Origin of the sequence: Pedobacter duraquae (assembly GCF_004362245.1) — a bacterium.
GTDB lineage: Bacteria > Bacteroidota > Bacteroidia > Sphingobacteriales > Sphingobacteriaceae > Pedobacter > Pedobacter duraquae.
In genome coordinates this window covers 507,492-521,339 of record NZ_SNWM01000001.1, presented here as the reverse complement: position 1 = coordinate 521,339, position 13,848 = coordinate 507,492, and the positions used below count along the sequence as shown (strand labels likewise).

Genomic DNA, 13,848 nt, shown 5'->3' with positions numbered 1-13,848 from the left:
GCTATAGATAATGGCGAGTGGTTAGCGCTGATTTGTTGTACGCCCTGTAATCTTCTATAGACACCTCATATAAAGCCAATGCTTCTTTGAGGGAAAACGTACCTGCTTCCACAGTACCATGGACAGCTAAACAAGCCTGTTCAAGTTTCACACTGGAACTTTGTCCAAGGGTGTCCTCGGGATAGGCTTCTTCTCCGAAATTAAAGTTCCTTACGTACATATTTTATAAAGTTAAGTAATTGATCTTTATTTTTAAAATCTATAACGCCCTCCCATGATGTACCAAGTAATATATCCTTCATAAAGGGGATGTTCGCCCATCTGACAATAGGAAAACGCTCTCCGTCAGGGTGTAATACATAGTATGTGTCAAAGATCTTTTTAATAGCGGCAAATTTGGTGCCATCAAGCATCCTTTTACCTTTAGCCAAGATTACCTCCATCTGTCTTTTCTCGGTTGCTTCGAAATGATATCTAGCCCAAACTAGTCCACCATCTGTTAATCCAGTCGTTACTAATAATAAGTCAACATCAATGTTTATATACTGCTGTATACTGGGAATAAAAGTTTTGCGTGCTAGGTTATTTCCTCGCGCGATCGATGGGACTCTAAATAACTTATGTTCAACTATCATTTTATGCCCTTCTTTTCTCAATTGTCGATGTAGTGCTAATCCTAATTCATCATCAGCATAAAGATGATCGGCGATGATAACATCTATTTTTAAGGCTCCATACTTTGAGAAAGTAATCTCTTTATAAACTGGCGGTGTTGCTTCCTTTAAGATAAGTTTTTCTAAAATTTCCATCCATTTCAGAAGATCCAGGTTCGGGAAATGTAAATTTACATACGCTGCAGACTGCTTATGATCTAAATTAATTACATAACCCAAAACGCAAAGCACATAAAAGTCTTGTGGTATAGACTTACGTAAGACTTTCTGAGGTATATCTTCGCTCATAACCGTTAAAGTATATTAATAAATATAACTGAACGTAAATCAAGAAATATTAAACGAAATAAAGTAATTTATTAATTAATATATTCTCGTAATGAGGCGATCTAAAATCAACGTTATGGAAGATAAATCAGTGTTATTGAGCTTTCTGTTGCGATGCAGGGCAGCAAAACCGCCAAATTGGGAAAAATAATCTTTAGACAAAATGAAATAATTGCTATTTCTTACCCGCGCGTGCCCGGATTAAATTGAATGCAGTTACGATAAAAGTAAGGATCAGCCCGATAGCCAATGTGATCATAAATCCTGCAAGGAAATTAGTCAGTTCTTCACTTAAGCCTAAAGCTTTATGTCTATCAAATAAACTCGATGCCACTACAAGCAAAATAGTTAAGGCAATGAGGGTATATAGTTTAGACTTTGGTAAAGTTTTCATGCAATAAAACTAAATATTTGTCGCGATATTACAAGGGGAGCTGCAAATCAATTTCCGAAAAATCGTTGTAATCCTTTAAAAGCATTTTCAGCTTGTGGCGCACCAGCCAGCAAAGTGATTTTTTTAAGCACACTAATCCGCATCAAGCCTTTTGAACTCAATATTGCTGTAGTATCCAAGGCATGCTGCATGCCCTTTGCCAACGCAGCAGAAACATCATCGGCAGCAAGGCCAGAAACTCCGGCGTCTTTTAAACTCGGGGCAAAGCAGAAAGCGGTAACGTTTAACTTTGCCGCTTCCAAAACAATCAGGTAGCCCACTTTTTCAAACAGATTGAGACTTACCTCATCAGGATCACCTAACCCTATTAACAGGAGTTGATCAGCAGGAATCTGTTGTTGGGTTGGTGTGATTAATAGCGTTTCGAGCTCCCTTCCAGAGAAAATCCCATTAGATCGGAGTTCAGCAATCGCCCCGGAGAAGTGTGCATTTACCGCGTCGGTTCCACCTTCGTAATGTTGGTTTTTATTGCTGTCAAAAAAGCAAACGATTTGAAGAGGCGTAACGGTAGCAGATGGGCTTTGTACAAGCACACTAAAGGTGATGCCATTTTTATCAAAAGCTAATGGGTTTTCGGGTTTCATAGTGTCAAATAATCAAGTGTGTTTAAGCTTATATCAATTAACATACCTCTAGTACAAAGCTATTGTTCCAGATTGGCTAAGATTTGACGGAACACAGGCATTACTTACCGCCGCCTATATCCGGAAGTTGCGGCGCATTATCCTCTTTCGAATCTTTCTTGAACTGCAACTTACCAAACTTGTAGGTAAAAGTAATGCCAAACGACTGCACGGGAACCATACGCAGGGTGTTCTGATTAAAATTCTGGCCAAAGCTCACCTGTCTTTGATTCAGGTAGGTGTTGAAAGGATTGGCAGCGGTTAATCCAATGCTCGCAGTTTTGTTCAAGAACTGTTTTCTTACCGCCAAACTGTAATTAAACGCTGAGGGCCTTGTGCTCTGCAGGTTTTTCTGTTTAGCATTATAGGTTCCAAAGACCTCTGCCTGTAAACTGTTGGCAAACTGGTAGCTGGCATTTAGGTTAACCCGGTACGCAAATCCAGTTACACTATTTCCCGGATTGCTGTTGGTACGTATGCCTGCCTGTATGTTAGACCGCAGATTTAATTTATCGGTAACTGGTACAGAAGCAAAGATATTACTGCCAACGGAGGTTTGCGAGCCGATATTAACGCGTTGCGTTAATGCTACTGCAGGATAATCAATTCCATTAATCGTTAATACATCGTAAAAAGTAGTAATCGCCTGGAGATCCTGGGTGTTTCTTCTATAATATCCCGAAAAGCTAATATTAGCTCCTTTCTCGAAAGTCTTGTTGTACCCAAGTTCAATATTATTTCCAACCTCTGGTTTCAAGATAGGGTTTCCGGTACTGATGTTATGTGGGTCGCTAATGTTATAAAATGGATTCAGGTCTTCGTAATCTGGTCGCTCAATCCGGAAAGTGTAAGCGAGTTTGATGGACTGTGTTTCATCCAGCTTATGCTGTACAGTAAATGAAGGGGCAAACGTATTGTAGCCGGCAATATCGGCACCGGAAAAATCTGCGACGTTACCTGTACGTTCGTACCTCAAGCCTGCTTTACCGGTCAGGAAATCCTGAAACAAGGTAAACGATGCGGACAGGTAGGCGGCATAAATCTGTCGTTTGTAGTGAAACGCGTAGGTTTGATTTGCATTCCTGATGTAAGCGCTGTTGCCTGATAAAGTATCCGTAACTACGCCATTAGTGAGGTCGTCAATACTAAATTTGCCCCCGGTTTCAATAGTGAACTTTTTACTTACCGGTAGGGTATAGTTCAACTGAATCTCCGTTTGGCGTTCTTTGCCCGGATTTGAGCTCCGCAGTCCTGTAGTCGGGAAATTCTCATTCAGGTAGCTGGAGGTTTGCGATGCATCGATTGTATTGGTGCCGAAACTTCCGTTGTATAACAGTTCCAATTCATGGCCGTCCTTATTGAAGCTCTTTTTATAGGCCACACTGATATCTGTCGCATTGGCGCTAAAACTACTATTAGAATTCCTGATGCTGCGTAAGTCGGATATCAGTCCGCCCGTGGATGCCAGCAGGTATTGTTGCGACTGGTTAGTTATGCCGCTCCCGTTATTGCTGAAATGGTTGTAGCCCAGCGTGGCTGTCAGCTCATCTTTAGGGGAAATTGACCAATTCAGATTTACCCCGGTCTGATAACTTCCCCTGTGCATGGGGTTAGTTCCATCCTGAAAAAATTTGTTAACTGTATCTCTGGAATTATTGTAGGAAAGCCTATCTGAAGAACTTTTGCTGACTGTGTTTAATTGCTTGTTTCCGCTAAAGAACACTCCAAGACCCAAATTACCCCGTTTTGCATTTAAATTAACCGATCCATTCTCCAACCTGGTTCCTGCAGATAAGTTGATGCTTCCATTAATGCCTTCAAATTTATTGTCTTTCAATACGATATTGATGATACCACCGGTACCATTTGCATCATACCTGGCACCCGGACTGGTAATGACTTCTACGCTCTTAATCTGGCTTGCTGGAATCGATTGCAGCGCGTCAGCTAAACTTGCCCCAAAGATACTGGAAGGTTTACCATTGATTAAAAAGCGTATACTTCCACTACCCTGTAGTTCCACGTTGCCGTCAATATCTACACTCACCATCCGTACCTTCTTCAAAACATCCAATGCCACGCCATTTTGTGCTGTCAAATCATTGGCCGTATTGTATACCAGTTTATCAATTTTGTTTTCTATAATCGGTGCCTTTGCCGTGATGGTTACCGTTTGCAGCTGCTCATCTCTGGATATCAGTAAAACCGTATTTAGCGACAGGGTAGCTGTGCCCGTGCTTAGCACTACGGGTTCATAGACTTTTTGTGTATAACCAATAAAATCCACTGTAACACGGTAACTGCCCGCTGCCAGTCCTGTCACCGCAAAGTTTCCTTTGGTATCGGAGCTGGTACCGTTGACCGGCGATTTAGATCCCAATTTGTAGACGGTTATCGTTGCGAAATCTACAGGTAGTTTTGTGGAGCTATCAATCACATTACCTGTGATTTTTCCTTTGCCAGCATTGTTTTTTGCGTATGAATATTGGATGAGACTAAGAAAGAGAAAAGTAAGGAGAAGAAATCGCATGAATAGGTGTGTTGATGTAGGTATAAGGCAAATATCTTCTTGCATTCTGATGCAAAACTGAAGATTGGTTAATTGAAGCGGGTAAACTGAATGTTTAGTAAAATAATTAGGACGATAAGGTTGAAGAAACCAGAATACGATACTTATTTTTCAAATTGATAAAGACCTTTTTGATATAAATAAGATGCCATTTGGTAATTGGCAATGCCTTCCTGAAGCAAACGCTGATCTTCAGCAATTGGTACCGCATTGCCGGTGTTAAAATCAGGTCTGTAGGTAGCCGTCTTTTTGTTCGGATCAAGGATCACCAGTTTGCCATCCTTAATATAGCCAAGACTTTGATAAGTACTGATAAATGCACGTTCTTTACCAAGAGGTAACTTGAATACATCCTGACCAAAAAACTTGCTGGTATAATTAACGTTTAACCAGCCAAGGATGGTTGGACCAATATCAATTTGTGCGGTAAGTCGATCAAATTTACCAGCAGCAATATGTCCGGGGCTATACATAATCATTGGTATATGGTATTTATTTACGGGTAACTCCACCTTTCCGGCACTTGAGGCACAGTGATCGGCAACAATCACGAAGAGGGTATTGGAAAACCAAGGCTTACCTTTTGCCTCCCGAATAAACTTGCCAATCGCGTAGTCGGTGTATTTCACAGCGCCCTCTCTGCTGGTATGAGAAGGGATATCAATCCGTCCTTCGGGATAAGTATATGGGCGGTGGTTAGATACAGTCATGATGTGGGCAAAAAATGGTTTCCCAGCACTATAATCCTTATCCATTTCTCTGATTGACAAGCTGAAAAGATCCTCGTCGGCTACGCCCCAGATATTTGAATAGTGAATCTCTTTATCCGTTAATGAACTGCGATCAGTCACATTGTAGCCGTTTTGAGAAAAGAATTCATTCATATTATCAAAATACCCGTAACCACCATAAATAAAACGACTGTCATATCCCTTGGAGCGAAAGATATTGCCTAGCGTGAAAAGTCCCTGATTGTTCTGACGCTTTACAATAGATTGTCCGGGTGTAGGTGGGATACATAAAGAAAGTGCTTCCAGTCCGCGTACCGTCCTTGTACCAGATGCATATAGATTAGTGAACAACAGCCCTTGACTGGCCAGTGAATCCAGCTGTGGGGTAATTTTTTGGCTATTGCCAAAGCTGCCTAAAAACTCAGCACTCAGACTTTCCACGCTGATGAGCACCACATTCATTTTGCGCTCTGTAGCTTCACTTGCAATCAATCTCTTGGTATTGATCAAGTTATCCCGGCCAGGGATTTTTTTTCCTGACAGAAGCGCTCCGAGGATTGCGTTCGCTGTTTTTACAGGTAGTGTTTTATAAAAAGTATTGTAATCGAGTTCATTGTGCCAGAAAGCGAAACCAAAATCGTACATGCCGTTGCCAGAAAGCTCATTTACATATTGATTATCGCTTTGGTATTTCCATTTATGACTAACGCAGAAGTAAACCAGCACCGGTAAAATCAAAATGGAGAGTGCAATAATACTGCGTTGCCTAAAAGGCATACTGGGCAGCGTAGACTTCTTGATTACAGGACTCAGGAAATAGAGTAACACAGCAGTAAGCACGAACAGCCCCGCTAAAATGCTATTGATCGGATAAGATTGCCTGATGTTGCCCAACACCTCCGTGGTGTAGACCAGATAATCAACAGCAATGAAATTGTACCGAACAGAAAATTCCTCCCAGAAAAACCATTCAGACACTGCATTAAAAATTAAGGTTGCAATAACGATAAAAAAATAGGTCAGCAACAAGAACCTGCTCGTCTTACTATTGTACCATTTGGAGGGCATTACCCAAATATAGATAACCAGAGGAATGAGTGCAAAAGATGCAGCTGCAACGTCGTACAGCAGACCGATCAAAAACACCTTAAGCAGGCTCGAAAAAGACCAGTCAAAAGAACTGGCGCTGTTAATCAGTAAGACGATCCTAGTCATCAGCGAAATTCCGCAGGAAAGTATGCCAGCTAAGAGCACTGCCCCAAATCTCTTAGTAAGCAAATTGTGTATTTTGAGTCCAGGTTGCATAAGTTACGTGAGTAGGCAGCGAAGGTATCTGCACATTCTGAAGCAATTCTGTAGTCAGAATTTATACGAAAAGTGGTGTCTTATAAAAGTATCACCAAACTACCGCCAACGATCATAAGTCCTCCAATCAGTGTCTTGGTTTCGATAGGTTCTTTTAAGATCAGAAAAGCCAATCCCATGGCGATGGCAACGCTGAGTTTGTCGATAGGCGCCACTTTAGCTACGTCACCTGTTTCCAAAGCTTTAAAATAGAAAATCCAGGAGAGGCCCGTAGCAACACCCGACAAGCCCAGAAAAATCAAGTTATTCTTGCTTAAGGTTTTCAGTTCTGATATTTCTCCCGAAGCGAGAACAATGCCCCAGGCGATAAACAATATGACAACCGTACGCAATGCAGTGGCGATATTTCCATTAACCCCCTTGATACCAATCTTCGCTAAGATTGCCGTTGCTGCAGCGAAGAACGCTGATAATAGTGCATAAAATTTCCACATGAGTTAAATCTTTAATGACAGTTAATTCTACAGTCCGTTAGCTACTAAAATAGGCGCCAATTCTGTAGAAAAATTGTTTTTTTATTTCCGAAACCCTGGAAAAAAAGATATGGTAAAAATCTACAGAGTCTCTACAGAATTGACGGCTAAATTTGATAATTTACGAATATGAAAATTCTAATCATCGAAGATGAACAGGCCCTGATGGAAAGTATGCTCGCATACTTTACCGGCGAGGGGAATATCTGTGAGCACGCGTCTAATTTTGCTGCAGCATCCGAGAAAATTGAACTCTACAACTACGATTGCATCCTGCTGGATCTGGGTCTGCCAGATGGAGAAGGTCTGCAGCTTTTATCGCGACTTAAAAAGTTGCATAAAAGAGATGGCGTGCTGATCATATCTGCAAGACACTCTCTGGACGACCGACTTGCGGGGCTGGATCTCGGTGCCGATGATTATCTTGTCAAACCTTTTCATCTTTCTGAACTCAAAGCCCGGGTAAGTGCCATTGTGCGTAGGAAAAATTTTGATGGTGATCATGTGATCACTTTCAATGAAATCAAGGTTGATGTATCTGCGATGAAAGTGTCCGTTGCAGATAATCCGGTCATACTAACAAAAAAAGAATATGAACTTTTAATCTACTTGTTGTCCAACAAGAATAAGGTAGTCTCAAAAAATGCCATAGCCGAGCACCTTTGGGGCGACGAAATGGATCTTTCCAACGATTTCGATTTTATCTATACGCACATTAAAAATTTAAAGAAAAAGCTTAGCGAAGCAGGAGCAAAAGATTACTTGCGTTCCATCTACGGCATAGGCTATAAATTTGGCGAGCTATGAAATTATCTGCACGCTACAACCGCGTCAACATCCTGACCTCAATTTTTGTATTGGTCATCACTGGCGTCCTTTATTACCTGTTTATCCACCTGATCTTAACCAATAAACTTGATCGGGATCTGGCAGTAGAAGAGAACGAAATCAGACAATATACCAGCACATACCAGAAATTGCCCTTGCCTGCAAGTTATCTCGATCAGCAGGTATCCTACAAAAAACTGCTAGCGAATGCTCCGGTTGTACGCGACTTCAGTTATACGACGTATGTTGACCCCAAAGAAAAAGAAACAGAGCCGGGAAGAAGCTTGGTTACCTCAGTGCGGTTAAATGGTAAACTCATTGAGGTAACTATCACCAAATCGCGGGTAGAATCTGAAGACCTGGTCAGGATTATCCTGCTGATTACCCTCGGTGTTACCATTATCGTGCTAATCTCCCTGTTCTTGATCAACCGATTTGTGTTAAACAGGCTATGGAAACCTTTTTACGTGACTTTAGATGGCATGCGGAATTTTGAAGTCGCCAAAACGGATACAATCATTGCAGAACCCACGCGCATCGACGAATTTAATGAGCTCAATACCTCGGCAAATGCCATGGCCGAAAAGGTAAGGCAGGACTATAAGGAACTTAAAAGCTTTACCGACAATGCATCGCACGAAATGATGACCCCACTTGCGGTCATCAATTCAAAACTTGATTCTTTGCTACAAACTGAGTCTTTTACCGAATATCAGGGCGCGTTGCTGGAAGATATTTACCATGCTACAGGTCGACTGTCACGTTTGCACCAGTCGCTCTTACTCCTGGCTAAAATTGAGAATAACCTAATCTCCGATGCGCAGGAGATTGATCTGAAAGACATGATTTCGGGTAAAATCAGGCAGTTTAAGGAGCTCTTTGAACGGGATAACTTGCAGATTAATGCTGATCTCTCGGAAAAGAAAATTCAGATGAGCCGATATCTCGCTGATATTTTATTGAACAACCTTTTTAGTAATGCGGTAAGACACAATATCCCCGGTGGTCAGATCTGGATCTCGCTTTCTGCCGAAACGCTGACAATTTCCAATACTGGCAAAGAAACGCGATTCCAGAACCGCTTGTTTGACCGGTTCTCCAAATCCAATGAATCGGAGGGGATGGGACTTGGCCTTGCCATCAGCAAACAGATCTGCAACTTATATGGTTTCGAAATTAGTTACGATCAGAAGCAACATAACCACACGTTTACAATACGGCTGGCTCCGGCTTACTGAGTAAAGGATTAACCTTCGGCTTGCTCTTCTTTTTCTTGCCCCGGCCTAGCCAAATTAGCAGTCCGGTAATAGGTAAACTCGCAGTAATCAAAGCGGTAAGAAATGCGATAATCTTTGTGGGCCAGCCCAGGATGCTCCCCGTGTGAATCGATTTGTTCAGTTTCCTGACCTGCGATCCTAAACTCAAGGAACTGAAGGACGCTACTTTCAGGACTTTTGCCGTTCTGCTGTCCAGATAAAGCTGACTAACGGTATCCACTAATGCAGCTGAATTCTCTTTTGAAACCGTAAAAGGTTTCCCCTTTTTATCCGGAAAGGTAATCATGATCTGCCCGTGTGTGGGATAAACCGTGTTTGTAGCAGTAACGACGAGTTCTACAATTCCTTTTTCCTTTTTGATCTTTCCCTCAGGTTCTTTAACCACTTCCACCTGTTCTTTCTTGCCATCGGTCATTTTAAACATCATGGTTTCCACCCAATCGTAACTCCATATCAGGCCAGTCAGCGTAATGAAAAACAAAAAGATCATGGCGTAAAAGCCACCAACACCATGAAGATCCCAGTTTAAACGTTTTCTCGAAGCATCCATTTTAACTTTCAGGCGTTGCTTCAAAACCTTCTTGTTATTCGGCCACCAGAGATATAGTCCACTTAGCGTCATGAAAAACGTAATCGCACAGGAAATACCGGTAATTATTTTCCCCGTATCGCCGGCCAGCAAATACCTGTGTAAGTTGAGTACAACCGGGAAAAAACGTTCTGCTTCCTTGCCCTTAGCAAGAATAGCCCCGGTATAAGGGTTCATGTATAGATAATCGTAACCTTTTTTCTTGGTGCCAAAAGTTACTTTCACACTTTGATCCTTTTCTGCAGGCAGATAAATCCTGAAGATTTTTTTCTTTGGATACGTCAACTTCGCTAATGATACCAGCGAATCTGCAGAGAGCCTAGCCGGAGCAGGCGTAACCTTTTGCTCCTGCGCATAAATGATTGGCGTTAATTCATCTTCGAAAGTCAGAATACATCCAGTGAGTGCAACAACAAGCAGGATGGTTCCTGCGGCAAGTCCGAGCCACAAATGGAGAAAAGAAATGACCTTGCCAAATTCCGATTTTAGTGTTTTTGGCTTGCTTCTTTTTTGCGGATTGTTGGCGACCATATTCCCTATTTGTGTTTAAACACCAAAATTACCGATTATTTAGAATAATTAAGAACAGTTGGGGTAATCTTAGCGATTGATAAGTAACTTTGTTGTTCATCATAGGGCTATGTTTCTGAAATCAATCTCTTTTTTGCTATTACTAGTTGGCTTGTCTAGCGTGACGCATGCCGCCGCTTACTGGTTGGAAATTAAGGGTATCGGAAAGATTAATACTGAAGTTGTAGTAGAAATTATCTATGGCAATATTGATGAACAGGGGATCAGGCACAGGCAGCAGGGGAAGGAACTTGTGCTGACTGGTGATTTTAAATTTAATGTAATTACACCTTCCGGTAAAAAGATTCCGGTAGCAATGCACATGAAATCAGACTACTGGACATTCTCTTATTTGCCAAAGGAACAAGGCGTTTACCGTATTGTTGGAATCAATGCAACCCATCCCGTTATAGACCGTTCAAAAACGGGTGGTGAAAACGTGCTGCCCATTGATTACCTCTGTGCACAGTATACAGTTGGCTCAGCGCACAACAGTCCAATGCCAGAACAATTTCTCGATATCATAGCCGATTGGGTCGGCAAATCTGTAAAAATCAGCGCGTTCAATAACAATGCTCCTGCAAAGGCAGGCGTTAAACTTCGGGTCTTCAATCCAGAAAATTGGGAAAAAGAACTTGTGCTGGACGAAAAAGGTGAAGCCAACTTTTGGCCAACTTTAAAAGGAATGTATATGATCAGGCAGGATTGGATAAGTAAAAAGTCAGGCACCTATTTGGATATACCGTATACCAGTGTCAGGCACCGCTGTAATTATTGCTTTTTTCTCAACTGAAATGAATACGCCCGATTTAATATTCCTTAATTAGACTCGTTATAAATAACTTTTCTATCTTTGCTGTTACAACACATAATTAGAAAATTTATTTGATGAGACTTTTACACCGCATCCTGACTGTCATTTTAATAGTGACCGGCTTGAACACTTTCGCGCAGACTACCGGAAAAATATCTGGAAGAGTTACGCTTTTCGATGGACAACCCTTTGCATCCGCTTCAGTCACCTTGTTGCAAAACAAAAAAATAACCCTTACAGATGAGGATGGAAAGTACACTTTTAATCAAGTAGCCCCAGGTAGTTATACCTTGAGAATCCAGGTTCTCGGTGCGCCGCAGAAAGATCTTGCTGTTAGGGTTATCGCTGGTGATTCGACCGTCGCCAATTATCAACTGGAAAGAGAAAATGTGCAGGCCCTGCAAGAAGTAACGATTGCAGGAAACACAAATAGATTTACCCAAAAGGAATCCATTTACATCGCCCGCCTGCCCTTAAAAAATCTGGAGAATCCACAGGTTTACAATTCAGTACCTAAAGAACTTTTCCAGGAGCAGATGGCGGTAGATCTGGGAAGCATCGCTAAAAACGTTCCCGGTGCAGGTATCCCTATGACTGCCAATCAGGGTCGTGTAACCTTCCGCTCCCGCGGTTTTGACACCGAGCCTAATGCCAGAAATGGAGTAGCCGGTGCGGCTTTTTCATTTATTGATCCGGCCAACTTAGAGCGGATCGAAGCCATCAAAGGTCCTTCTGCAACTTTGTTTGGCAATAGTATTGCCAGTAGCTATGGTGGTTTGTATAACCGTGTAACCAAAAAACCTTATAATGCTTTCGGCGGAGAAGTGGGATACTATACCGGTAGTTGGAACTTTAACCGTTTAACTGTGGATGTCAACACACCTGTTAATGCTGATAAAACAGCGTTGTTCCGGATCAATGGCGCCACTACCTGGGAGCGCAGCTTCCAGGATCAGGGCTATACCAACTCCATGAGTATTGCGCCAAGTTTTTCGTATCAGATTACTGACCGACTTTCCTTGTTGCTGGATGTTGAATTCGGACAGGCTAAAGGTACTTCTGTAGTGCGCTTAAACCCTTTTGTAGGTGTTCCAACGGGCAAAACTGAAATAACCAGATCTATTGCTGATATCAACTTCCCCTATAACAAAACATTCCTGAGCAACGATCTGACGTATAAAACGCAGATGATGAATATTTTCGGACAGATCAATTATAAGATCTCCGATTCCTGGACTTCCCAGACTATTCTTTCACGTGCCCGTTCATCCATTAGTGGTGATATCACCGCCCTGAATGGCAGATCTGAAACTGTGATCCGTCCAAATGTGATTGTGGGTTATACCCAGTTTATCGCTACAGATTTACAACAAAACTTCATTGGCGACTTCAAAATTGCTGGTCACAGGAACAGAATTGTTGCCGGTTTAGATTACTACAATAACTTTAACGACTTTGACCGCGTGACTGTAAACCTTCCCGATGTTGATTTTGTAAATATCCCAACAACATACCGCGTGAGCCAGTTTAAAGTGGATTCTTTATCATCCAGAGGTGCTTTACGTAAAGAGTACAATGGCGACAATACCTATGCTGCTTACGTTTCTGATGTCTTCAGTGTAACCGATCGCTTAAATGCTATGGTAAGTCTGCGGATCAATCGTTTTCAATACAAAGGTGTTTATAACGTAGTTACCGGGCAAACTTCAGGTGGATTGAGCGGACAAGGCGTGCAAACCGGTCCTTACGGACAAACCTCTTTATCACCGAAATTCGGTTTAGTCTACGAAGTTGTTAAAGACCAGGTTTCCCTTTTCGGAAACTACATGAACGGTTTCTTCAACAAAAGTGGCGTAAAAAGAGATGGCGGTGCCTTTAAAGCAGAATACGCAGATCAACTGGAGTTTGGTGTAAAAACAGATCTGTTTAACCATAAATTGTTAGGTACAGTAAGTTATTACGATATTAAAGTGCAGAATATCCTGCGTCCGGATCCTGTTAATGTAAACTATTCTATTCAGGATGGATCACAATTGAGCAGGGGACTGGAAGTTGAGTTTACAGCCAACCCGGTTGTTGGATTAAACATTGTTGTAGGGTATGCCTATAACGACAGTAAACTTACTGAGGCTGCTGATGTAAGAAACAATGGTTTGCGCCCAGGACAGTCAGGCCCGCCAAATGCTTTTAACTTCTGGGTAAGCTACCGCATGCCTGAAGGAAAATTAAGAGGATTGGGTGCAGGTTTTGGTGGTAACATCGGCGATCAGTCGTACCACACCAATACCTATAATTCTAAATTTATTATTCCGGCTTATCAGATCTTTGATGCAAGCTTGTTTTATGATCAACCAAAATTCAGAATTGGATTTAAAGTAGATAACCTGACCAGCGAAAAAGCATGGTCGGTAAGGCTAACGCCGCAGATGCCTGCGCGTTTCCTGGCTAACTTTATCCTGAAATTTTAATCATCTTAAACACCTTTAAAAAGTCCTTAAGCCAGCAGGTTTAAGGACTTTTTCGTTTCTCTGCATCAACTCTTTTTTAGCCGGTT

General features: G+C 41.9%; 12 protein-coding genes. 4 read left to right on the top strand and 8 right to left on the bottom strand.

Annotation, left to right across the window (positions count from 1 at the left end):
• Window position 1: 1 nt before the first annotated feature.
• The 7 genes from CLV32_RS02390 to CLV32_RS02360 all read right to left on the bottom strand — a co-directional run bounded on the left by CLV32_RS02390 (window position 2) and on the right by CLV32_RS02360 (window position 7,177).
• Window positions 2–220 (bottom strand): hypothetical protein, encoded by a 219-nt coding sequence (locus CLV32_RS02390; protein WP_133552006.1) that lies wholly within the window; start codon window positions 218–220, stop codon window positions 2–4.
• Window positions 201–962: a hypothetical protein gene (locus tag CLV32_RS02385; protein WP_133552004.1), complete on the bottom strand. Its 762-nt coding sequence runs from the start codon at window positions 960–962 to the stop codon at window positions 201–203. The genes CLV32_RS02390 and CLV32_RS02385 overlap by 20 nt, the downstream gene beginning before the upstream one ends.
• Before the next feature lie 214 nt (window positions 963–1,176).
• A complete protein-coding gene (locus CLV32_RS02380) occupies window positions 1,177–1,395 on the bottom strand; it encodes a hypothetical protein (protein ID WP_133552002.1) in 219 nt (72 codons plus the stop codon).
• A gap of 47 nt (window positions 1,396–1,442) precedes the next feature.
• Window positions 1,443–2,039, bottom strand: a complete 597-nt coding sequence (locus tag CLV32_RS02375; protein ID WP_133552000.1) for a M17 family peptidase N-terminal domain-containing protein — start codon at window positions 2,037–2,039, stop codon at window positions 1,443–1,445.
• Between the two features lie 100 nt (window positions 2,040–2,139).
• Entirely contained in the window at window positions 2,140–4,608 is a 2,469-nt protein-coding gene (locus CLV32_RS02370; protein WP_166641861.1) for an outer membrane beta-barrel protein, read from the bottom strand.
• 143 nt (window positions 4,609–4,751) lie between these two features.
• Window positions 4,752–6,656: an LTA synthase family protein gene (locus CLV32_RS02365; protein ID WP_208110935.1), complete on the bottom strand. Its 1,905-nt coding sequence runs from the start codon at window positions 6,654–6,656 to the stop codon at window positions 4,752–4,754.
• A 107-nt stretch (window positions 6,657–6,763) separates the two neighbouring features.
• On the bottom strand, window positions 6,764–7,177 hold the full coding sequence (locus tag CLV32_RS02360; protein WP_133551994.1) for an EamA family transporter: 414 nt from the start codon (window positions 7,175–7,177) through the stop codon (window positions 6,764–6,766).
• Between the two features lie 168 nt (window positions 7,178–7,345).
• Here CLV32_RS02360 and CLV32_RS02355 point away from each other — a divergent pair, with 168 nt between their 5' ends.
• Together CLV32_RS02355 and CLV32_RS02350 are read left to right on the top strand one after the other, a co-directional pair.
• Window positions 7,346–8,023, top strand: a complete 678-nt coding sequence (locus CLV32_RS02355; protein ID WP_133551992.1) for a response regulator transcription factor — start codon at window positions 7,346–7,348, stop codon at window positions 8,021–8,023.
• Window positions 8,020–9,282 carry a sensor histidine kinase gene (locus tag CLV32_RS02350; protein WP_133551990.1) on the top strand — a complete coding sequence of 421 codons (1,263 nt, stop codon included), beginning with the start codon at window positions 8,020–8,022 and terminating at the stop codon, window positions 9,280–9,282. The genes CLV32_RS02355 and CLV32_RS02350 overlap by 4 nt, the downstream gene beginning before the upstream one ends.
• Here the strand turns inward: CLV32_RS02350 and CLV32_RS02345 are convergent.
• Entirely contained in the window at window positions 9,254–10,441 is a 1,188-nt protein-coding gene (locus tag CLV32_RS02345; protein ID WP_133551988.1) for a PepSY-associated TM helix domain-containing protein, read from the bottom strand. The two genes, CLV32_RS02350 and CLV32_RS02345, sit on opposite strands and share 29 nt — an antisense overlap.
• A 109-nt stretch (window positions 10,442–10,550) precedes the next feature.
• On the opposite strand from CLV32_RS02345, the gene CLV32_RS02340 reads away from it, so the two are divergent.
• Both CLV32_RS02340 and CLV32_RS02335 read left to right on the top strand, forming a co-directional pair.
• The gene (locus CLV32_RS02340) at window positions 10,551–11,273 is read left to right on the top strand and encodes a hypothetical protein (RefSeq protein WP_133551986.1); all 723 of its coding nucleotides are present in this window, start codon (window positions 10,551–10,553) and stop codon (window positions 11,271–11,273) included.
• A 95-nt stretch (window positions 11,274–11,368) separates the two neighbouring features.
• Window positions 11,369–13,762: a TonB-dependent receptor gene (locus CLV32_RS02335; protein WP_133551984.1), complete on the top strand. Its 2,394-nt coding sequence runs from the start codon at window positions 11,369–11,371 to the stop codon at window positions 13,760–13,762.
• Window positions 13,763–13,848: the final 86 nt, after the last annotated feature.

What these genes read in the sequence shown, in the direction of transcription:
- CLV32_RS02390 (WP_133552006.1), bottom strand. Translation starts at nt 220, where the DNA reads ATGTACGTAAGGAACTTTAATTTCGGAGAAGAAGCCTATCCCGAGGAC.
- CLV32_RS02385 (WP_133552004.1), bottom strand. Translation starts at nt 962, where the DNA reads ATGAGCGAAGATATACCTCAGAAAGTCTTACGTAAGTCTATACCACAA.
- CLV32_RS02380 (WP_133552002.1), bottom strand. Translation starts at nt 1,395, where the DNA reads ATGAAAACTTTACCAAAGTCTAAACTATATACCCTCATTGCCTTAACT.
- CLV32_RS02375 (WP_133552000.1), bottom strand. Translation starts at nt 2,039, where the DNA reads ATGAAACCCGAAAACCCATTAGCTTTTGATAAAAATGGCATCACCTTT.
- CLV32_RS02370 (WP_166641861.1), bottom strand. Translation starts at nt 4,608, where the DNA reads ATGCGATTTCTTCTCCTTACTTTTCTCTTTCTTAGTCTCATCCAATAT.
- CLV32_RS02360 (WP_133551994.1), bottom strand. Translation starts at nt 7,177, where the DNA reads ATGTGGAAATTTTATGCACTATTATCAGCGTTCTTCGCTGCAGCAACG.
- CLV32_RS02355 (WP_133551992.1), top strand. Translation starts at nt 7,346, where the DNA reads ATGAAAATTCTAATCATCGAAGATGAACAGGCCCTGATGGAAAGTATG.
- CLV32_RS02350 (WP_133551990.1), top strand. Translation starts at nt 8,020, where the DNA reads ATGAAATTATCTGCACGCTACAACCGCGTCAACATCCTGACCTCAATT.
- CLV32_RS02345 (WP_133551988.1), bottom strand. Translation starts at nt 10,441, where the DNA reads ATGGTCGCCAACAATCCGCAAAAAAGAAGCAAGCCAAAAACACTAAAA.
- CLV32_RS02340 (WP_133551986.1), top strand. Translation starts at nt 10,551, where the DNA reads ATGTTTCTGAAATCAATCTCTTTTTTGCTATTACTAGTTGGCTTGTCT.
- CLV32_RS02335 (WP_133551984.1), top strand. Translation starts at nt 11,369, where the DNA reads ATGAGACTTTTACACCGCATCCTGACTGTCATTTTAATAGTGACCGGC.